This is a genomic window from Nostoc sp. 'Peltigera membranacea cyanobiont' 210A, from assembly GCF_002246015.1.
Lineage (GTDB): Bacteria > Cyanobacteriota > Cyanobacteriia > Cyanobacteriales > Nostocaceae > Nostoc.
In genome coordinates this window covers 442,371-463,753 of record NZ_NOLJ01000004.1, presented here as the reverse complement: position 1 = coordinate 463,753, position 21,383 = coordinate 442,371, and the positions used below count along the sequence as shown (strand labels likewise).

Annotated in this window: 16 protein-coding genes and 1 pseudogene; 7 read left to right on the top strand and 10 right to left on the bottom strand. The window is 38.8% G+C overall.

Annotated features, from left to right (window positions below; genetic code table 11):
- Positions 1–22: 22 nt before the first annotated feature.
- From CDG76_RS14960 to CDG76_RS14940, 5 genes are all read right to left on the bottom strand, one after another.
- On the bottom strand, positions 23–775 hold the full coding sequence (locus tag CDG76_RS14960; protein WP_094349772.1) for an FHA domain-containing protein: 753 nt from the start codon (positions 773–775) through the stop codon (positions 23–25).
- Between the two features lie 18 nt (positions 776–793).
- Positions 794–3,487 (bottom strand): PAS domain S-box protein, encoded by a 2,694-nt coding sequence (locus CDG76_RS14955; protein ID WP_094349771.1) that lies wholly within the window; start codon positions 3,485–3,487, stop codon positions 794–796.
- Between the two features lie 486 nt (positions 3,488–3,973).
- On the bottom strand, positions 3,974–5,152 hold the full coding sequence (locus tag CDG76_RS14950) for a DNA double-strand break repair nuclease NurA (protein ID WP_094349770.1): 1,179 nt from the start codon (positions 5,150–5,152) through the stop codon (positions 3,974–3,976).
- A gap of 172 nt (positions 5,153–5,324) precedes the next feature.
- Entirely contained in the window at positions 5,325–6,110 is a 786-nt protein-coding gene (locus CDG76_RS14945; RefSeq protein ID WP_094349769.1) for an HAD family hydrolase, read from the bottom strand.
- Between the two features lie 138 nt (positions 6,111–6,248).
- Positions 6,249–6,815: a Rieske 2Fe-2S domain-containing protein gene (locus CDG76_RS14940; RefSeq protein WP_190240857.1), complete on the bottom strand. Its 567-nt coding sequence runs from the start codon at positions 6,813–6,815 to the stop codon at positions 6,249–6,251.
- 327 nt (positions 6,816–7,142) lie between these two features.
- Here CDG76_RS14940 and CDG76_RS14935 point away from each other — a divergent pair, with 327 nt between their 5' ends.
- The gene (locus tag CDG76_RS14935) at positions 7,143–7,475 is read left to right on the top strand and encodes a hypothetical protein (RefSeq protein ID WP_094349767.1); all 333 of its coding nucleotides are present in this window, start codon (positions 7,143–7,145) and stop codon (positions 7,473–7,475) included.
- 113 nt (positions 7,476–7,588) lie between these two features.
- On the opposite strand, the gene CDG76_RS14930 is transcribed toward CDG76_RS14935, so the two are convergent.
- Positions 7,589–8,836, bottom strand: a complete 1,248-nt coding sequence (locus CDG76_RS14930; RefSeq protein WP_094349766.1) for a PDDEXK nuclease domain-containing protein — start codon at positions 8,834–8,836, stop codon at positions 7,589–7,591.
- Positions 8,837–9,414: 578 nt separating this feature from the next.
- Positions 9,415–9,711, bottom strand: coding sequence for a hypothetical protein (locus CDG76_RS14925; RefSeq protein ID WP_143854092.1), 297 nt, complete (start codon positions 9,709–9,711; stop codon positions 9,415–9,417).
- Between the two features lie 175 nt (positions 9,712–9,886).
- On the opposite strand from CDG76_RS14925, the gene CDG76_RS37320 reads away from it, so the two are divergent.
- The 5 genes and pseudogenes from CDG76_RS37320 (at position 9,887) to CDG76_RS14905 (ending at position 15,182) form a co-directional block, all read left to right on the top strand.
- Positions 9,887–10,078, top strand: coding sequence for a hypothetical protein (locus CDG76_RS37320; RefSeq protein ID WP_190240856.1), 192 nt, complete (start codon positions 9,887–9,889; stop codon positions 10,076–10,078).
- 66 nt (positions 10,079–10,144) lie between these two features.
- Positions 10,145–11,461, top strand: coding sequence for a hypothetical protein (locus CDG76_RS14920; RefSeq protein WP_094349764.1), 1,317 nt, complete (start codon positions 10,145–10,147; stop codon positions 11,459–11,461).
- A gap of 804 nt (positions 11,462–12,265) precedes the next feature.
- Positions 12,266–12,460: a heavy-metal-associated domain-containing protein gene (locus tag CDG76_RS14915; RefSeq protein ID WP_094350009.1), complete on the top strand. Its 195-nt coding sequence runs from the start codon at positions 12,266–12,268 to the stop codon at positions 12,458–12,460.
- Between the two features lie 127 nt (positions 12,461–12,587).
- A pseudogene (locus CDG76_RS14910) lies at positions 12,588–14,935 on the top strand (heavy metal translocating P-type ATPase).
- A 19-nt stretch (positions 14,936–14,954) separates the two neighbouring features.
- Positions 14,955–15,182 (top strand): hypothetical protein, encoded by a 228-nt coding sequence (locus CDG76_RS14905; RefSeq protein ID WP_094349763.1) that lies wholly within the window; start codon positions 14,955–14,957, stop codon positions 15,180–15,182.
- Between the two features lie 6 nt (positions 15,183–15,188).
- Here the strand turns inward: CDG76_RS14905 and CDG76_RS14900 are convergent, their stop codons facing one another.
- Positions 15,189–15,614 carry a heavy metal-responsive transcriptional regulator gene (locus CDG76_RS14900; RefSeq protein ID WP_094349762.1) on the bottom strand — a complete coding sequence of 142 codons (426 nt, stop codon included), beginning with the start codon at positions 15,612–15,614 and terminating at the stop codon, positions 15,189–15,191.
- A 346-nt stretch (positions 15,615–15,960) separates the two neighbouring features.
- Between CDG76_RS14900 and CDG76_RS14895 the strand changes: the two genes are divergently transcribed.
- On the top strand, positions 15,961–17,049 hold the full coding sequence (locus tag CDG76_RS14895; RefSeq protein ID WP_094349761.1) for an aromatic ring-hydroxylating dioxygenase subunit alpha: 1,089 nt from the start codon (positions 15,961–15,963) through the stop codon (positions 17,047–17,049).
- Positions 17,050–17,793: 744 nt separating this feature from the next.
- On the opposite strand, the gene CDG76_RS14885 is transcribed toward CDG76_RS14895, so the two are convergent.
- Entirely contained in the window at positions 17,794–18,522 is a 729-nt protein-coding gene (locus tag CDG76_RS14885; protein WP_223265241.1) for a hypothetical protein, read from the bottom strand.
- Positions 18,523–18,617: 95 nt separating this feature from the next.
- Positions 18,618–20,612: a heavy metal translocating P-type ATPase gene (locus CDG76_RS14880; RefSeq protein ID WP_094349759.1), complete on the bottom strand. Its 1,995-nt coding sequence runs from the start codon at positions 20,610–20,612 to the stop codon at positions 18,618–18,620.
- Between the last annotated feature and the right edge of the window lie 771 nt (positions 20,613–21,383).

Sequence of the window (21,383 nt, the reverse complement as noted above, 5' to 3'; positions counted from 1 at the left end):
ATTTGGAATTATTTAAAATAAGCTATTTTTTAATGAATTCCTGGAGCGATCGCAAATCATAATTTAAGATTTTTCCAGTATTCAAAAGTTGATATCCTGCGAAAAATAACACAGATGATGCCACAACAACTAAAAGATTAACTGACGCAAATACATTACCAGTAAAAGCTATGACTACAATTCCTAGCGCTATCAAAATCCATCCGAAGTTAGGGTTGATTCGCTGCTGGCAAAGGATGAAAATACCGGAAATACATAGTAATAAACCAGGAATACCAAAAAATATACCAACACGAATATTTGCAGTTAAAATGATGATCCCTGCAATCATCAAAGCCAAGCCTATATACTTGCTTGTCTTCTTCACTGGAGGTTGTCTATTGTTAACAGCAATTTGAGCCTGCATTTTTGTAGAACTTGCAAAAGGAAGAAGATTTTGTTGATGTTGTATCTGATCTTGAAATATAAACGTGACTTTTTCTCCTTGACCAAGGTCTATTTTATCTCCTAAATTGATTTGGTAGGGTGTTCTAGGTTCTAATTTAATGTTGTTGACAAATATCCCATTAGAACTTTCTAAATCTTCAATAAAGTAATTATTTTTGTAGATTTTAATCTGTGCATGGATGCGAGACACTACATCTGCATCTGGCAAGTTGGAAACATCAATATCCGGCGGAATTTGGTCATTGGGTTTACCGATATGAAACACCGCAGTATTTGGTAGTAACTCAAAAGCAGTGTTGGTTTGGACATGAAAAAGTTCTAAACTCATTTTAAACGTAGAGTATTTTTAAATTGGAATTTGAATCCAGAATTCTGTACCTTTCCCTGGTTCTGATAGACAATTCAAAATTCCACCATGTTTTTCTACTATAATTTGGTAGCTAATTGACAGTCCTAGACCTGTTCCCTTACCGACCTGTTTCGTGGTGAAAAATGGATCGAATAACCGCTTTCTAACGTCTTCTGCCATTCCTAATCCGTTGTCGGTAATTCTAATAACAACAAATTTACTGTCTAAAATTTCAGTAAAAATTGTAATTTGCGGTTTATGATTTGTCTTTATGCTGACCATTGACTCTTCTAAAGCATCGATAGCATTAGTTAAAATATTCATAAATACTTGATTAAGCTGCCCAGGATAGCAATCGATTAAAGGCAAATTACCATATTGTTTAACTATAGATATATTTAAGCCAATTCCATTATTTTTCCAGCGATGATGCAAAATTAATAACGTATTTTCAATTCCTTCATGAATGTCAACTGGTTTTTTTTCTGCTTCATCATGACGAGAAAAATTTCGCAATCCCAAAACAATTTCCCGAATACGATTAGTACCCATATTCATCGAGGATAGGAGCTTAGAAAGATCATTAGTAATGAATTCTAAATCAATTGTTGCAGCAAAATTTTCAATTTCTACTTCCGGTTGGGGATAATGTTGCTGATAAAGGTGCAAGAGAGTTAACATCTCTTGAAAGTATTCGTTAGCATAGGTTAAGTTACCATGAATAAAACTAACTGGATTGTTTATTTCATGGGCAACACCAGCAACTAATTGTCCTAAGCTAGACATTTTTTCATTTTGGATCAATTGAGATTGAGTTTGTTGCAATTTATGCAAGGTTTCGGTGAGTTTTTCAGCTTGAGTTTGAGCTTCTAAAGTAGCAGTGCGACTTTGGATATAAAGTTGTGCATGGTCGATAGCGATCGCTAGTTGATCGCAAACAGCTTGTAACAGGTTAATTTCACTGTTAGTCCAAATGCGATCGCCACTACAATGACTGCACACAATTGCTCCAATCTCTCCAGAATTGCTTTTAACTGGTAGCATTAGTTGAGATGTGATCCCAAACTCAGTTAAAAGTTCTTGCATATCATAATCAAGTTGTGATTTATTATTAATATTTTCTATACAAATTAGCTCTTGAGAGAGAAGGTTTTGAGTCAAAAAAGTGCTTTTTTGCAGTGGAATACTGCCTAACATACTTGCCAAGTTAGGGTTTCGCGCTTCATAGGTAATAGTCAGGCTTGGTTGGGATGGGTGCGGTAAATAAGAAAGAAAGTAGCAACGGTCAATTTGTAATAAGCTGCGAATTTCGTTCACAGCAGTTTCTAGGATCATATCTAGGTCAAGAGAACTGCGGATTTGACTAGCTAGACGCAGTAACAAGGCTTCCCGACGACTGAGGAGTTCTTCTCGCGCCCAGATTCGGTCAATAGCTACAGCAATATTATTAGCAATCCAATTTAATAGGTTATGAGTTGGTTCGGTAAATAATTGCTTGCTAAATAAAGCCATTATACCGATTATTTGTTGCTCTACTATTAGGGGATAAGCAGAAAATCGAGAAATTGAAAATGTAGAATTTACAAGTTTTTCTGAATGATTAATTGATAGTTCTTGGTTAAAAATAGCTTGATGGTTTTGAATCATTAAGCCAATAATATTATTGACTAAAGCGATATGTTCTGGGAAATCTTGGGTATCACTCAAAGCACTACAAGTAATATCTGTGCAATGAACGCCAGCTTGCAATTGTAGCTGGTTTGTCTGCCGTTCAAAAGTCCAGATACAAACAAAGCCTATATCAAGGTATTGGGAAATAGTATTTGTACAATTTTGCAAAATTTCTGGAAGTGTGCCACTTTGAGATAAGGCTAAACTGACTTCTGCACTCAAAACTGACAAGCGCGATCGCTCCAATAAAGCTAACTCTGAAAGCTTACGCTGTGTAATATCTGTGCGAATCGATACATATTGATAAGGCTTTCCATCTTGTCCCAACATTGGAGCGATCAAAGTATCCACCCAATAAAAAGTGCCATCCTTAGCTTTATTTTGAATTTCTCCTTTCCAGATTTTCCCTTGGGCAATAGTTTTCCATAAGTTTGCAAAAAATTCTTTTGTGTGGTATCCAGAATTTATAATCCGATGATCTTGCCCTAGAAGTTCTTCTGAAGAATATTTAGAAACTTCACAAAATTGTTCATTGACATAGGTGATTCTTCCAGTTCTATCAGTAATAGCTACCAGTGAATGGGCATTTAAAGCAAATCTAAAAGCTTCTAATTCTTTGATAGATTTTTGTAGCGCTATCTCATTTTCTTTATTAAGAGTTATATCACGAGCTACTGCATAAATCAAATTTTCTTCACTGAAACCAGTCGCATTCCATGACAACCATTTGTAAGAACCATCCTGACAAAGATAGCGGTTTTCAAAGCTGACTGCATCTACAGATTGTGCGATTTTTTGAGCTGCAACAATAGTGGATTCACGGTCTTCAGGATGAACAAATTCGATAAAGGGTTGAGCAACAAGTTCCTGAATTGACCAACCTAGTATTTTTGTCCATACCGGATTTAAATACTTAAAATAACCATCAAAGTTAGCAATACACAATAAATCTAGAGAAAGGGAGAAAAAGCGGGAGTATTTTTCTTCAGATTTTTTGAACTCATATTTAATTAGTTTCATCAGCTTTTTAGGTATGAATCTTTTTTGATAAAGGTTAAATAAATAAGTTAATACGTTTTTTTATTGAAGTTGAATTACCATTTTAATGTAATATATCAACCTAGAGACTCACCTAATGTCAGTTCTAACCAAGACTGTTAAGCTTACCAAGAAAAACGTAATTAAATTGATGTAGAGCCAATAAGTATCTAGTAGTTTCTACTGAGTAAACTAGCTAGCTATTGAGTTAATTCTCTACTAAATAAAGGTTTCCCTAAAAAGCTGTAAAGTAAACATTTATATTTAAAAATTAAGATAAGAAGTGTTACGCAAACTTAATTAATCAGAATTTTTATCTGTAATTGTCCTTAAGTAGCTAAGGTATTAGTATCACAAAGCGTAATTCGTAGTTAAGAATTGAATTACGAATTACGTTAGCATAGCGTTCGCGTTAGCGAAGCGGTAGCGAGTACTCGAGCGTCCATAGGAACTTCATTACAAATTATTTTAAGCAATACTCCCGCGCTTTCTGGCTTCTTTGTAGGAAGTTCCCACATTTTTCAAACCAGCTTTAATCATTTGTTGTTCGAGAAGGGCAAAGAAACGCGCCCGATCGCCACCTTTTACCACTGCTTGATTATGGGCTTCAGCGATCGCTACAGGATAACCATACCCTTTTTGAACTTGTGCTAACATCAGTCCCAATGCTTGGTCTAACATGATTGCATTCTCCGCTACCCATGCCGGAACTTCGATTCGGGCGATTTCGGTGCCAACGTGGACGTAGCAAAAGTAAATTGTTTGATCGCCATAAAGTTCGAGAATAGGAGAATTACTGCGCCATAAGGTACTGCGTTGTCCTGGTTTGAGTCGAGTTGCCCAAACAGAAGTATCTCGCAACTGTTCAAAAATTTTACAAGGTACTTTTTCTAGCTGATTTGGGCAATGACTTTTACAGTCTGGCGCTGGATGGGGACAAGCTAATAACCGTAAAAAGTTCATTGTTTCGATGCTGCGAGAGGCGCTAAGATAGCCCATTAAAGGAATTCGAGCATCACGCATCTGCTGCCAAGCTTCTAGGATGGGGGGTAAAATGCGATCGCGTGCATCCATCGGCAATTGTTCTAAAAACCAGTAAATTAGCGAACCATCTACCATCGCTAGCGCTGGCGTTTCCTTTTGCGCTGCATCACACGCCAGTTCTGCTAACACAGTTGTTTCTGAAGCAGTGCGTCGAAAACTCATCCATTCCTCAGTTCTAATTCCCCACTGCCGAGACATATATAAATCTTCTGGGCGGTAAAATACCTCTGGTAAACTATCGAGTAGCGGATGGCGATTTTGTCCGTAGTGCAAGACGACTCTGCCAATATTTAGCAGATAACAGTAAGCAATTTCATGATGGTTGGGGGCAATTTGGGAACCATCGGTAGCGATGACAGTATGAATTTTTGGGGGAACTGAAATATCGATGCAGGTTTCTAGCGGTTCAATTGGGGTAGCATTAGCAAAGAGAATGCGATCGCGCCATTTTTCCTGGCGATCGATTAAATCTTGTTGAGACTCGTAAGCATTTTTTAAATGTTGTTGTGCCAGTTCTAAACGCTGACGGCTGGCAGCAGCTTCTAAGGTAAGATGCTGGCTTAAACCCTGCATTTGTCGCGCCAGTTTTGTTAGGTCAAGCATAAAAGTAAGTGCGAAGTGAGGAGTGAATACTTGTAAGTTATTATTTCACCTAAATTTATAAAACACATAGTTTGATTTATATAAATACGTCCAGAAATGAAATATGTATTATTCAGAATCTTTGTAGAGACGTAGCAGTGCTACATCTCTTTTTCGCTAGATATTTAATATATTAAAGCCAAGCTGAGAAATCTTTGGCAAACTGAGAAAGTGATAACAACTGAATTCGCGGATCATTTTGGGCAGTTTCCCTTTCGGCTTGGGTATTATAGCCCCAGTCTGCCAGGAAAAGTTTCACATCCTCAAGGTCTGCTTGCTGTTGGACTAACTGTAATGCCTTGAGTCTATCTTCTACAAACCAGAGACTAACTGGCTTGTCTTCTGCTGACTGGATTAATTCTCGCAAAATCTCATATTTGGGACGCTTGACTTCTTTACCAATAATTGCTTCTGGTGGTAAATTCACCCCTTCTTGTTGCAACAACTGCTGCACAAAACGCCCTTCTTTAGTTGTCACAATGTATAGCTTAACTCCACTGTCAACAGTTAATTTGATTTTTTCTACTACACCCGGATAAAATTTATGCAGACTCAGCCAACCACCTAAATCTGTGGTAATCCATTCATCTCGCTGGTTATCTAGTTTCGCACCTATTTCTCTTGCTTGTAGCTTGTCATTTAACAAAATTTGTGGAGCAATACTTACCCATTCATGCAGAATCTTTTCATCAGGAATTCCATCTATCAAGGCTTTAATTAAAATGGGCATTTCCCAACCTGTTTCAATAACAGGTCTTAGGCGATAGAATCTCAAAGCTAAATCATCTGGCGGTGTGTCGTTAGCAGAAGACCAAATTTCACAGTAGGTACGCCATGCTACCTCAAAATACTCAATTAATCCGTCGCAAATCACTCCATCAAAGTCCAGAGCTAAAATTTTGGGACTACTTGTGGTCATTGGTTTGAGAATGAAACTGCTGTTGTCAGCTTACCCGACAAATTTAAATCATGCAGTAATTTTTGTTAGTCTTTTATAATTTATAAATTTGCTGAAAAAGTATGGTGGCATTGTTAAATTTGATTTGTTAATGGTAGGTTAACGAGGATCTACAGCAGGTTTGCGATCGACTAAACGAATTTGGTTTTGCTTGACTACTACGGTGATTAGTGGTAGAGGACGTTTAGCTGGGCCACGAACAACTCGACCCTGCGAATCATATTGAGATCCATGACAAGGACAAATAAAGTGATTTTTCTCAAGATCCCACTTGACTGTACATCCTAAATGGGTGCAGATTGGACTGATAGCGTACTCAGCAATCTGTGGCCCGTCTTGAATAATCAGATAATCAACGCTACGATCTGGCAAGCCTTTTACGAGAATCGGAATTCCTGGTTTTGTGTTTGCTAATAGTGCATTAGCTTCAATTTGCTTGCCGTCTTCAGCCAGTGCAGCCGATCCTGGAAGATAATTTTGACAGCGTGAATTCTTTGGATAAAGCGAGCAAAGGGTTTCTAGGTCTATCTCACGACTTTGGCTGACTTTGGGAAATAGATATCCGATAGCTACTGATGCAACTGTAGTACCTAGCATATAGGTTAAAAAATCCCGACGCGTTTTTATGCTCGCTGGAATTTTGCCATTAGTAGAAGAATGTTCCATGATGATTCGATTTACTTACAAAGGTCTACTAATATACTACGGTGCGATCGCATTAGGATTAATGTACATTTGTGTTTACTGTGGGTTGGTTTTCATAAAATTGGCTTTTTTAATAGTTCTGCCTAAACTGTAATTTTTAATTATTATTTATTTCTGGAGTATGAGGTTATTTATAAACCTCAGAGCTAGGCTATAACCTAAGATATGTTCCTGACAAAATCTCTTCAAAATATATTCTCAAACTCTCCCCAGAGAAAGAACTCTTTATGCCTTGGATTTTTTAAGCTGTTGTTAGTCGAGTTCCATATTTTAATAACTGAAAGCGCCATGAGTGATAAAAATCAAGAAAATCAAATTAATCAACCAGTAAGCGAAGATCGGGATTCTCGTGAAAAGCCAGATGTGAACGAAAGAAACCTAACCGCGAATCCGGGAGATAGAATTTCTGATAAGCCTCAATCAGTTGAAGAGAAGGCTAAACAGGCAGCTGTTGATCATGTACCAGATATTACAGGCGACACAATCACAGTCCCGACTTACTTCGTTGTGGATGAACCCAACGGCGAAAAAAAGGCACTCCATCACGTTAAAGATGCTGAAGAAATCTCTGACGTAATTCGGCAGGCACGACTTGATGAGAATGGAAATCGAATTTGGTAGTAGTTGTTTATGGAAGACGCAGGGATACAGAGAAGTTATCAAATACTCTCTGCTTCTTTGCGTCTCGCGCTGACAGCAGATTGAAGATATTTTTCTCTGCATCGGAATACACTCTAAATTAAATCAGAATCTTTAGTTGTATTAGCATTTATTTCGCTCCGAATCTTTGCAACTTCGTTTCCTATTTCTTCTGGTGTGAACTCAATTCTTTTTGTCTGTAGTCTAAGCCTTTTATATGCTTCATCTAATGGATAATGGGTTACTTCCATTTTTCCTTCTGAACCACTTAGTCCATTAATTTTCTCAATAATTGACACTGTTTCCAACTCAGCTTCTAACTGCTCAATCGTTGGCAAATTTCCTTGCAACGCTTCCGGTAAAGTATTTTTTAGCTGATACACGGAAACACCAATCGGCTTATGCATATCGCGGAGAGAATATTCAGCAATTACCTTATTTTTGCTTTTGCACAAAATCATTCCAATTGTAGGCTGATCGTCTGGTTGCCTCAATAAATCATCCACCGCACTAACATAGAAATTCATCTTACCGGAATACTCTGGTTTGAACTCTTCAATTTTTAGGTCAATCACTATATAGCAGTGTAAACGTGCGTGGTAAAATAACAAATCAATATAAAAGTCTTCACCACCAACTTCAAGATGGTATTGACTACCTAAATAACCAAAACCAACCCCTAACTCTAGTAAAAAATCGCGGATGTGATTGATTAAAGCACGTTCCAAATCACGTTCCAGAAAATCTTCCCCTAAATTGAGAAAATCAAAAGTGTAGGGGTCTTTTAACAATTGCTGTGCTAATTCTGATTGTGCTTGAGGTAAAGTGTGGTTAAAGTTGGTGGTTGCTTTACCCTGACGGTGATACAACTTGCTTTCTATCTGGTGAACTAAAATATTCCGACTCCATCCATGCTGAATAGTTTGCTGTATGTACCATTCTCGTTCACTACTATCCTTGACTTTATCCAAAAGGACGCAGTTATGAAACCAAGGAATTAGTGCAGCAGCTTGCTGCACTAATTGCTCATCTGGATAAGCTTCGGCAAATGCCCGCATATACTTGAGGTTGCGAAGCGAAAAGCCTTTCATTTCTGGAAAAGCTTTCTGCAAGTCAGCCGCCAGACGATTGATAACTTTTGCGCCCCAACCCTGCTGCTGTTGGCGATTCAGAATATCTCGCCCAATTTGCCAGTAGAGTAATAGTAATTCTTTATTGACTGCAACTGCGGCCCGTAACTGAGCGCTAGAAATTCGTGTTTTTAGTTCAGTTAAAAAATCTTCATAACCAACGATCGCAGATGCACTCTTTTGTGAAGTTTCAGATTTATCGTCTCTAGGCATAAAAAAGAATTAGTGCTACTTCTATTCTGCCAGGATTACACCAAATTTTGGTATCAGATACAGATACAGCAGAATTCATAAGTAAAACACTCTTTCTGTCTGGGTAATAGACTTAGCTTATGTACCTCACCAACTTGAAAACTGCTATATATAAATATCCAGCAATATATCAGTATTTTTGCTGTATCTGCGAAAGAAGGCTGTGAGTGAAATTTGTCAGTATTTACACAAAAGCGAGTGCCAAAACTTCAAGATATTTTCATGTAAAATATTTTTTTGCGCCCAAAGATTAAAATTTCTAATAAGTCATTACTTATACCTTTGACATCAGAGTGTATAGCCTGAATAATGTTCTTACGTAAAAATCCATACTTATATAAGACTCATATTTGATTTTTGCTAAATAGACTGAGAGCTAAACCAAATCGGGCTTGCTCTTAGTTAGCTTGGCTTTTAAAAATTAAATTTGATTGTTATATAAACTGGTATTAATAGGGTTGCATTATGCATTTATCGAATTCAAGAACTAGCTTAAAAACTCGTCAAAAAAACAAGAAAATAGGTACATTTATTTTGACTCATAGCAACATTCTACTGCTTACTGGATATTTAATCACTCTACCGATTTGTACATTAATAATTTTATCCTTATTATTACCCTTATTCAGTGCTAGCTTATTTGCTTCCATTGGAAACTCGTACCACTCTACATCGATTCCTTGGATAGATAATGCATCTGAATGCGAACATACTGGCAGAAATTGGAGCGATCGCAAGTGTTGGGATAATGAACACAATCCCATGTTTTGAATGGAGATTGCAAAAAAGCGTAGGCGCAGCCCGCACTTCTCTACGAGACGCTGCGCGAACGGCATGGTTCGACTCCGCTCACCAGCCGCTCAGTGACCATCGTAGACATCGCTCTCATCCATGCCACTGAGTAACTTCCTATCTAGCTAATTGCAAAATAATCATCAGTAATATGCGTTTATCGCATTAATACGGATTTACTATAGCTTCACAGATGCCATTCTAAATGAGGGAATAAAGATGGATACCCCTGGCGTTGACCAGGGGCTTTTTATTTGGCAGCTACGCCTTAAACGTAAACACCGGACTCAATCGCGCCACAACGTCTACCATTTCTGCCTTAACCTGCACATCAATATGACCTGTGGATACCCCTATTCTATAGTACAAAAATACTATAAAATAGCGATCGCACCCTTGGAGCTTTTGTAAAAAACCACGTCTTGTCTTTATTTCGAGCTTAGTTGGGGAATACTAAACTAAGCACTGAATCTATATATGACCTTTTTACACAAAATTACTAAAAAATTTTCCCGTAATAACTCTCAAAATGTTTCTGGGATAAATCCATCTGTAATCAGCCAACAACCTATAGGACTGAAGCAACCAGCAAAACCATCACAACCAAAAACTCTAGCTGAATTAGAACAGGAAATAGCAGCGCAGGGGCAGGTTAGCAGTATATCCCATCAAAAAAGACCTAGCAAAGCCAACCGAGGTATAGGTACTAAGTTGATATGGATAGCAATACTTATCGGTATTCCCGCAGGTGTGGTTTGGCTGGCGAATCTGCCTTACCCAATAATTCGCCGGACTGTGGTGCAAAATGCGCCTTTATTATTGCTACCCAGTTACATAAGCATGGAACAGCACTATGGGAAGGCGTTGGCATCAATTGAGCAAGCTGAATACTTGATTGAAAAACCCACTAGTGCGGCAGATTTGGCGTTGGGTGAACAGCAACTGCAACATACAAAAACACATTTGGATAACTTGCCAATTGGGTTAGTTAACGATTGGCCGGAATACAAATATTGGTGGTACGACTGGCGGTTTAGCGTTTACGGTCTGAATGCAGCGCGTCGTCAAGTAGGACAACTAGAAGCCAAGGTTTTTCAGGAAAAAAACGCTCAAACCTTGCTCACTGATAATAGTCAAGCATTATTGAACGCAAAACAGCAGTATCAAATTGCTACAACAGTAACCGATAAAAAGTCGGCGATCGCAGCTTGGCGTTCAGCACTGGATAAGTTAGAAGAAATTCCCGGACAAACCTTAGCCGGAAGAACTGCTCAAAATCAACTAGATGCCTACAAGCGTGATTTTAAAGAAGTTGTGGGATTAGCAGCGGGAAATGAACGCGTCAGTGCTTTAATTACCGCAGCGCAGCAATTTTCTTGGCAAGCTGCTAAAGCTGGTCAAAATCCACCACACACAGTCACCCAATGGGAACAAATAGAAAATTTATGGTCAGAAGCGATTAATCGGTTAAAACAGATTTCTTCTGAAGATTTGGTAGGCTATGCAGAAGCACAAAAGTTATTAGCAACTTATGAGACTAATTTGGGTCAAGTCAAAGTAAGACGACAAGCTGAGGTAGATTCTGTACAGGCTTTGGCAACAGTACAACAAGAAATAGAAAGCTTAATGGCTTCAATTCCCACTGACCCCAAAAATTTGGATCGAAATCGTGTAATTAGTCAGTTACACAGCATTATTAACCAATTAGAAAAGGTAGAAAAAGGTACAACTGTTTATTTAAAAGCTCAAGAGTTATTGCTATCGGCAAATAATAAATTCAAACAACTCCAGTGAGATTTTTCAACTGTCAACAACTAACTTCATCCTTTTAGAAACAGGACAAGCACAAAGACCATCAGAAAGCGATTGAGTCAATTCAAAAATTAGAAATTTTATTCATCCGCATTCTTTAACATTCCCGTCAATAATTCCGACATCTTCCATAAGTATTTATTCGTCTTTAAGTAACTATTACAACACGGCGTAAATAAAGCACACATTCCAAATCAATGAGACGCTTAGGCTCTATTCATTTTTAATTTTTAATTTTTAATTCCGCCTTGCGGTACTAGCTGCTGATATCACTCACTGATAGCAACAATTTATCAACCAGGGGTATAGAACAATACGGTTCAGTAAGAAGAATAGTAGGTTGGGTTGAGCAACAGCGAAACCTAACAAAGCCTTGATAATGTTGGGTTTCGTTCCTTAACCCAACCTACGCCAATTTTAGTTTTTAGCCTTAACTGAACCGTATTAGGGTATAAAAGGGAAGCAACCAGCGATAAAACTGACGAATTTGCTATCAGCCGTTGCCATATTGCTACTTTTAGCTCATATAACTAAGAAACTTTGGATGACAAGTATTTTGTAGTACGTTGTATTTTTGATGGGCAATGGTTACTCAGTCAAACCAAAGTTGTAAAGAAATTTGAAGTTTAGCGAAAAACTTTTAAAAATCTCTAGACTCTCCGGCCGGCTAGAGAGTCTAGGATGAATTCAAGGCGACTCTCTTTCCAGTTATTTCTGATGTGTGAAGGATACGTCTCAGTCATCCAGCTCGATCTGGCTAAGTTGTTCATTTTATCCCGTAAATCTATGACTCTCCAACTCACAGTTCCCAACATGGCTTGTTCTGCTTGTGCAAGCACCATTACCAAAACACTTCAAGCAGTCGATGCCAATGCTAGCGTTCAGGCCGATCCAACAACCAAGCTTGTCAGTGTTGAAACTCAAGCATCAGAAACAGCTATTAAGGAAGCGTTGGCTGCTGCGGGTTATCCAGTTGCTTAAGGGGATTGGGGACTGGGTACTGGGGACTGGGGACTGGGTATTGGGAGAATGACCAATTGCCAATCCCCAATCCCCAATCCCTAATCCCCAATCCCCAATCCCTAATCCCTAATCCCCAATCCCCAACATGGATACTCTCACACTCAAACTTCGAGGCATGAGTTGTGCCGCTTGCGCCAACAACATCGAAAAGGCAATTCGCTCTGTTTCTGGGGTAATTGACTGCAACGTTAATTTTGGAGCAGAGCAAGCTACCATCAAATACGATCGCTCTCTAGCAAGTTTAGAGAAAATTCAAAGTGCGATCGCATCTGCGGGATACTCTTCTGACTCACTCCAGGAAGAATTGCTCTCTGAAGAAGATGATGCAGAGAAAGCGAGCAGGCAAGCATTACAACGCCAACTATCTCTCAAGGTATTGGTGGGAGGTGTAATCAGCATTTTCCTACTTTTGGGGTCGTTGCCCATGATGACTGGGCTGAACTTACCCTTAATTCCAAGCTTCCTGCAAAATTCTTGGATGCAGTTAGTGCTGACAACACCTGTCGTGTTCTGGTGTGGTGGATCTTTTTACCGGAATGGTTGGAAATCCCTCAAGCGCCATACGGCGACGATGGACACGCTGATTGCTTTGGGTACAAGTGCAGCGTATCTATATTCTTTATTTGTCACCATTTTCCCAAAATTTTTTATTGCTCAAGGCTTGATACCTCATATTTATTATGAAGTTGCCGCCATTGTGATTACCTTAATTTTGCTGGGGCGGTTGTTAGAAAATCGCGCTAGGGGACAAACTTCTGAAGCCATCCGCAAACTCATCGGATTGCAAGCTAGAGATGCCAGAGTTATCCGTGATGGTAGAGAAATTGATGTTCCCATCGCCGAAGTCAGAATCAACGATGTGATTTTAGTGCGTCCTGGTGAAAAGATTCCGGTAGATGGCGAAGTGATTGCAGGCGCTTCGACAGTAGATGAAGCGATGGTGACTGGTGAAAGTTTGCCAGTCAAAAAGCAGTCAGGAGATGAGGTAATTGGGGCGACGATTAACGGTGCGGGTGCATTTCAGTTTCGGGTGACACGAGTCGGAAATGATACATTTTTGGCTCAAATTGTCAAACTAGTGCAACAAGCCCAAGGTTCTAAAGCACCAATTCAGCGCTTGGCAGATCGAGTCACAGGATGGTTTGTACCAGCTGTGATTGGCGTTGCGATCGCCACTTTCGTAATATGGTTTAGCTTCACTGGCAACCTGACCCTAGCCACAATGACAACGGTAGGTGTACTGATTATCGCTTGTCCTTGTGCTTTGGGTTTAGCTACTCCCACTTCTGTAATGGTGGGGACGGGCAAAGGTGCGGAAAATGGCATCTTGATTAAAGGCGCTGATAGCTTAGAACTAGCGCACAAAATTCAAACCATCGTTTTAGATAAAACTGGCACTTTAACTCAGGGTAAACCTACGGTTACAGACTTTGTAACTGTCAACGGCACAGCTAATGGTAATGAAATCCAGCTTTTGCAATTAGCAGCAACGGTAGAACGCAATTCTGAGCATCCTTTAGCTGAAGCGGTGGTGAAATACGCCCAGTCTCAAGAAGTGAGTTTAACAGAGGCAAAGAACTTTCAGGCGATCGCAGGTAGTGGTGTCCAAGCAATTGTTTCAAATCAGCTTGTGCAAATTGGTACACAACGCTGGTTAACAGAACTTGGGATTAACACCATGAGTCTCCAGCAATATAAAGATACCTGGGAAGCGGCTGGTAAAACAGTCATTTTGATTGCTGTAGATGGCGAACTACAAGGAATTATGGGTATTGCCGATGCCCTAAAACCTTCGTCAGCAGCAGTGGTGAAAGCCTTACAAAAGTTAGGTTTAGAAGTAGTAATGCTTACCGGAGATAATCGTAAAACTGCTGATGCGATCGCAAGACAAGTTGGCATCCAGCAAATCTTTGCCGAAGTGCGTCCAGATCAGAAGGCGGCGATTATCCTATCTTTGCAAGGGGAGCAGAGGGGCAGAGGGGCAGAGGAGCAGAGGAGCAGAGGAGCAGAGGAGTAAGGGGAGAGAATTCTCGTAAATTTTCACTCAAAACTCAACACTCAATTGTTGCAATGGTAGGTGATGGGATAAATGATGCGCCAGCGCTAGCACAGGCTGATGTCGGAATTGCTATTGGTACGGGAACAGATGTAGCGATCGCAGCTAGCGATATCACCTTAATTTCTGGAGATTTGCAAGGAATTGTTACAGCAATTCAACTTAGCCGCGCCACCATCAACAATATCAAGCAAAATCTCTTCTTTGCCTTTATTTACAATGTCATTGGTATTCCCATTGCGGCGGGAATTTTGTTCCCCATCTTTGGTTGGTTGCTCAATCCAATTATTGCCGGAGCAGCGATGGCTCTTTCTTCACTTTCTGTTGTTAGCAATGCCCTGAGATTGCGTAACTTTCAACCAAAAACTATCTCATAATTTCAGGATAAATTAGGAAATGTTCAGTCAAAAAACGCTTTGGGGAAGCCTTACAGCTTTAGTGCTGCTCACTGGTACATCAGGCGTAGCATTAGCAGAAATGCCAGCCCATTCATCAGAGCAAAGCAGTCAATTTCAACGCATTGAGCAACCTTTGGGCTTGAAAGTTGGTGTTGCGATCGCAGGTTTAGCCTTAATTGGACTAGAGTTGTGGTGGTTTCTTCTCTATAAAAGTCCTGATTCCTGATTAGTGTCAATCCTGAGAGGTGTTTTGAATAATCGGACAAATTGTCTTCTCATGATGGTCGCTGATATTCTTCCAGCCTGAAAGTAATCCCTTGATTTCAGAGCGTAAAGTTAACAGTTGATCGATTTGGCGATCGATCTGCAATACCTTCTCTTCAAGTTTTTCTTTGATTTCACCACAAGGAGTTAGCCCTTGGTCATAAACCTGAAGAATATTGCCAATCTCTTCTAGACTAAGACCAAGATTTTGCGCCCTTTTAATGAATGCTAGACGAGTTAGCACATCCAATGAAAACTGGCGAAAGCCTCCCTCTGTTCGTCTCAATGAATTGATTAAACCTAAACTCTCGTAATAACGAATTGTCCTGATGGGTATTCCAGTTAAATCTGTTACCTGACCAATTAAAAGTAGTTTTTTCTCTTGAGTTAACATGATAGTTTTTCCCAACTCTTGTAATTATTATTACATATTTTCTTAAATATTAAGTGGTTTTCGAGTTAAGCCAAATATTGGCATCCGTATTAGCAATTTTTATCTAAGTAGAGATTTTACTAAGTTTCAAATTTTCAAATATCTATTGTAAATGGATATTTAGAATTTAGCTGATATTATATTGGCATAATTTTGACAATTTTAATAATATTTGATCAATATTTTACATGATGATTTTTATCCATTTATTTGGTAGCTGTTTCTCATGGTACTGAAAGTAACTGTTTTTTTGAAGTTTCCATGTTACTTCTAGATCAACTGCTTCACTTCAAGTGAAACCATAAAAATGAATCTCAACTCGCAGACTTCTAGCTCAATCCGTAAACCTAAAATTTTCAATAATCCAGAGCGTTTTATTGAGGGATGGTATTGGGTAATACCTTCTCAAAATCTGCGGGTGGGTGAAGTAAAGCCTGTCACGATTTTGGGTAGAGAATTAGTAATTTACCGTGGTAAAGACAAAAGAGTAGTTACCTTTGATGCCTACTGTCCACACATGGGCGCTCATCTTGCTGAAGGCAAAGTTGAGGGTAATGCACTACGTTGTTTTTTCCACCACTGGAAGTTTGATGCTGAGGGGATGTGTATTGATATCCCATGTTTAGATGTACCACCTTCCTTAAAGTTACAAACTTGGCCCACTGCTGAAAAATATGGGATGATTTGGGTTTGGACTGGAGAAATACCACAGCAACCTCTACCTTTTGTTCCAGAGTTAGAACAAAAAGAGTGTGATGTCGCCATCCATTCCCACTTCTTGCTGAACTGTCATCCCAATGTGGTGATGATTAATGCGATTGATGCTCAACACCTCAATACAGTTCACAAATTGCCACTAGAAATTATTTTTGAAAGACACGAACTTAACGAGAATGCGATTATCTTCAGTAATACTACACCCATCAAAGACAATTTCTTTTTGATTAAGCTCATCCGTATTTTCTACAAAAATGTCATAACTTACAGCATTTGCTATTGGTACGGTAGCATTGGCATTGTGACAATTGGCCCTGATTTCTTCCATGTCCACATGATGGTTGCAGTTCGCCTCCACGAAGGGGGAAAAACTGAAGGCCAAGTTCTGTTGATGACTAAAAAACGTAAAGGAATTTTTGGTTGGCTATGTAATCGAGTTGTGCTATGGCTGACTAAGATTACAGCTAAGTACTTTCTCATGGGTGACATCAAGATTCTTCAAACAATTCAGTTTGATTTGAAAACTCCCATCAAAGCAGATCACTCAATTATGCAGTTTATTAACCATGTTGAAAAACAGCAATCCCTAATGTGGGGGACTTGGAAAGAAATGCGATCGCGCGATGTGGAGAGCAAGCCCAGACGTGAGAGATGGGAAGATACAATGAGTAATGACTAACATCATGTCTGTATGACCAAAATTCTCTCAGACTGCTTGGCCAATTAAACACACACGATATCATCATAACTATTGTCAACAATCTTTGCAAGAAATGAATCGTTTGTAGAGGTGTATAGATGTACGCCTCTACCAATGTATGTCTAGCAGATATTTTGTGAAATAGTATAACAATTAATAAAGGTTAAAAGTTCAACAAAGTTACTTTTAACTTTTAATCGATTTTTTACTGGACTAATAGATAAATAAAAAGAAGTGGCAAAGCCACTTCCTAATTCCCAGGTAGAACCTAAGTTATGAGTATAACGATTACAAAAAATTGAAATAGTATAAACAAACACCAATTAAATGAATATCTCTATTTTCCTTGTTTCTAGGTGAGTAAATCCTGATTTATATGGACGAAATAACTGTATATTTACATAAGTCTCATGATTGTAATGCAGACTCAAGTTTCTCCAGTTCATCGTTAAGATGTGCCAGTTTTGTCTTTTCATCAAGAAGTTGCTGTTCTAATTGAAACTTGACTGCTTTATCAGCCTCAAAGACTCAGTATGAGAACGTTGTCTTCATAGTTACTATAAGCACTAGCAAGCAAACTGATGTTTAACATACCACTACTCACTTGAATTCAATACAACGATAATTTCTGCAAGCCTAACGCTCTTCCATCAGTCTTGTGAAAAGCAATCGCTGCAAGGCTTACGAGACTTCGGTTTTCAGGTTTTAGCTAGATTTTTGAATTTATATTAGAAAATAAAGCCTCAAACCTTGATTGGGTGATAGTTTCAGTTTTCTGCTTCGATTATTGCTTGATGAGAGTGATGGAAGAGCGCTAATTCCCAAAGGTTTCCAGTGGGCATTGCTGGAAGAAAAAGTAGCATCCCCAGACACTGATTGGTAGTCATTGGGGAACTTTTCAGAAGCATTGGGAGCCGTATCTACTCGTAAAATGAGTTTGCCTTGATAACGGGATAATTTACTACTATCCAACAAGATAGTACCGCCGTAATCCCACCCCAATCCATAGAGTTTAAAGTTACCTAACTTCTTACGTAATTCGCTTAATGGGGTTCCAACACCAATACCTTCGCGGGTTTTCCAAGCTGAACCCAGATTACGCACATCTAGAGGTTTGGTACGAGTATTATCACTCCAAACTACTAGCAGCGATCGCCCCTGATTTAGATTTAACTGAGTAGCTGCAAAACTACCTATTCCTTCAGCACCAGAGATAGTTTTATCAACGAGGCGGGATGCACCAAACAGTTTGACTAAATCCTGCTTGGTGGTTGTGCGTGTTATCGGGCCGACTCTTTCCCCAGGAACAATTAAGGCATCTTTTAAGGGTTGCGATTTAGCAATAGTAACTGGATGATTGATTTTCTGGGGTAGTGCAAAGGCTGGGTTTGCTGAATAGTTTAGCAGTAAAGCTAAAGTAGCTGTAGCAATCCCTTTGATTGATGAATTCATAGGTTCTATTATTGGGTAGCAGAATATGAGTGAGAAGTACTCATAGTTTAACTACTACAATTTTCCAATTACAGATTCCCAATTTTCCCAAAATTTTATTTCATCGCTCTAGTTGCATTTAGAATTGCCAGCATTGCTACTCCAACATCAGCAAAGACAGCTTCCCACATTGTCGCTATCCCGAAAATACCCAATCCAATAAATAAACCTTTAATTGCTAAAGCAAACCCAATATTTTGCCAAACAATTGTGCGAGTTTTTCTGGCGATTTGGATTGCTTCTGCAACTTTGGATGGTGCATCTGTCACGATCACAATATCGGCAGTTTCTATCGCTGCATCTGAGCCTAATCCACCCATTGCCATACCAACATCTGCTCTAGCAATCACTGGTGCATCATTAATTCCATCCCCAACAAAGGCAACTTTACCATGCTTACCGGCGGTGCTGAGTAACTTCTCAATGGCATTAACTTTTTCTTCAGGTAATAACTCTGCTTCGTAGGTATCTATGCCAAGCTGTTCAGCAATTCGCGAAGCGATCGCTTGATTATCTCCTGTCAACATTACTGTTCTCTCTACACCCATTCGTTTGAGTGCTTGAATAGCAAGTCTTGCATCTTCTTTGAGTTCATCGGCAATCACAATATATCCAGCGTAAATATCATCCACTGCGAGATGAATCACTGTTCCTTCTAACTGGCAATTATCGTGAGAAATCTTCTCTCTATGCAATAGGCGATCGCTTCCCGCTATTACTACCCTATTTTCAATCTTGGCTCGAATTCCATAGCCTGCTATTTCTTCATAATCTCTGATCTCAAATTCATCGATTTTTCCACCATAAGCCTTGCAGATAGATTGAGCGATGGGATGATTTGAGTGCGATTCTACTTTGGCAGCTAATAGCAGCAGTTCTTGTTCATCCCAGCCATTCAATGGGACTATTTCTACTACTTTGAATACCCCTTTCGTTAACGTTCCAGTTTTATCAAAAACAACTGTATTAACTGCATTTAAAGTATCTAAAAAAGTAGAGCCTTTAACCAAAATACCACGTTTAGCTGCACCTCCCACACCTCCAAAGTAACCTAATGGAATACTAATAACGAGTCCACACGGACAGGAGATAACTAGTAAAATTAGGGCGCGATAAATCCATTCAGAAGAAGTTGCACCCGAAATGAATAAAGGAGGTAATATTGCAACTGCAAGAGATGTAAAAACTACGATTGGTGTATAATATCGGGCAAATTTAGTAATAAATTTTTCTGTTGCTGCTTTTTTACTTTTGGCATTTTGCACCAAGTCTAAAATCTTGGCAATGGAAGATTCATCAAATAGTTTTGTGACTCTAATGACTAGCGCACCTATTTTATTGATCGTCCCAGCGAAAACTGTTTCTCCAATTCTTACCGTGCGTGGTACAGATTCTCCAGTTAATGCAGATGTATCAACTTGCGAATTACCATCTATAATTTCGCCATCTAAGGGAATCTTTTCTCCAGGCTTGACAACGATAATATCGCCAATTTTTACTGTTTCTGACGATACTTTTTTCAGTTCTCCCTCTATTTGGATATTTGCATAGTCCGGGCGGATTTCCAATAATGATTTGATGGAATTACGGGAGCGACTGATCGCAATATCTTGGAACAATTCTCCAATTTTATAAAATAACATAACTCCGACAGCTTCGGGTAATTTATGAATTGCGATCGCCCCTAATGTCGCTACTGTCATTAAAAACGTTTCATCAAATATTCTACCTCTAACTATATTGCGTCCAGCAGTTTTTAAAACACTCCATCCACTTAATAAATAAGCAGGAATGAAAAGCAGATATTCTCCTATTGAGTAGAATGTATTGTGTAATTGATTTTCAAAAATTACACCAGGTGCATATAAACTTAAAATTGCTACCAAAGGCAATATCTCATTTTTGAGATTGAATTCTCCACCGTGTTCGTGATTGTGGTCATGGTTATGATTCTCATCATGATTGTAATTATGAACATGGTTATGATTCTCGTGATGCTCATGTTCACAACTGCAACAATCTGAAGATTCCGAATGTACTTTCTGCTTCATTTTTTTGATGTAGGCTAGTAAATTAATTGAGATATGAGCCTTTTTTTTAATGTAATGAAAAAAAGAAGTTTTTACAAGTTGATATTTTAAGAACGAGAATCTATCTCAATCTGTTTCGGTTAAGGTTTTTGATGAAAACTCAAGATCGCTAAAGATGCCATAAATTGCCATCAACACGAAAGACTGATTATTGATTGTAGAGACGGCGATTCATCGCGTCTCTTGTCTTAACCGAACAGTAAGTATTAGAATCTATCTCGAATTTATTGCTAAATACATCAACTATCTTTTGATTAAAATTAAGATTTTTAATCAAAAAATAGCTATAGCGGCTTTCAATTGGATAGAATTATGTAAAATATAACTTTTGTTCGTAGTGAGCGATTTATCGCTCTGTATAAGAATTTAAAAATTTCAAGGGCTAAAGGCGCAGATTACTAGTACAACACGGCGGAAATAAACCACCCATTCCAAATCAATGAAATGCTTACGCTGTATTCATTTTTAATTTTTAATTTTTAATTCCGCCTTGCGGGACTAGCTCTAATTTAATTAAGCTCTTATACTTGCATCAAGCAAATAATCACCATCGTAGGAATATACAACAGATTGAAATTTGCTGAATTACATAACATTACGTCTAAAAGCTAGATATCAAGCCTGTTTGATTGCTGAATTATCATGTAGTAGATAATTTACGATCCAACTAGTGTAGAGATGGAACTTTCTTGGGTAACAAGTGTCTATCTAGCTATTCTCAGGGAAAATTCA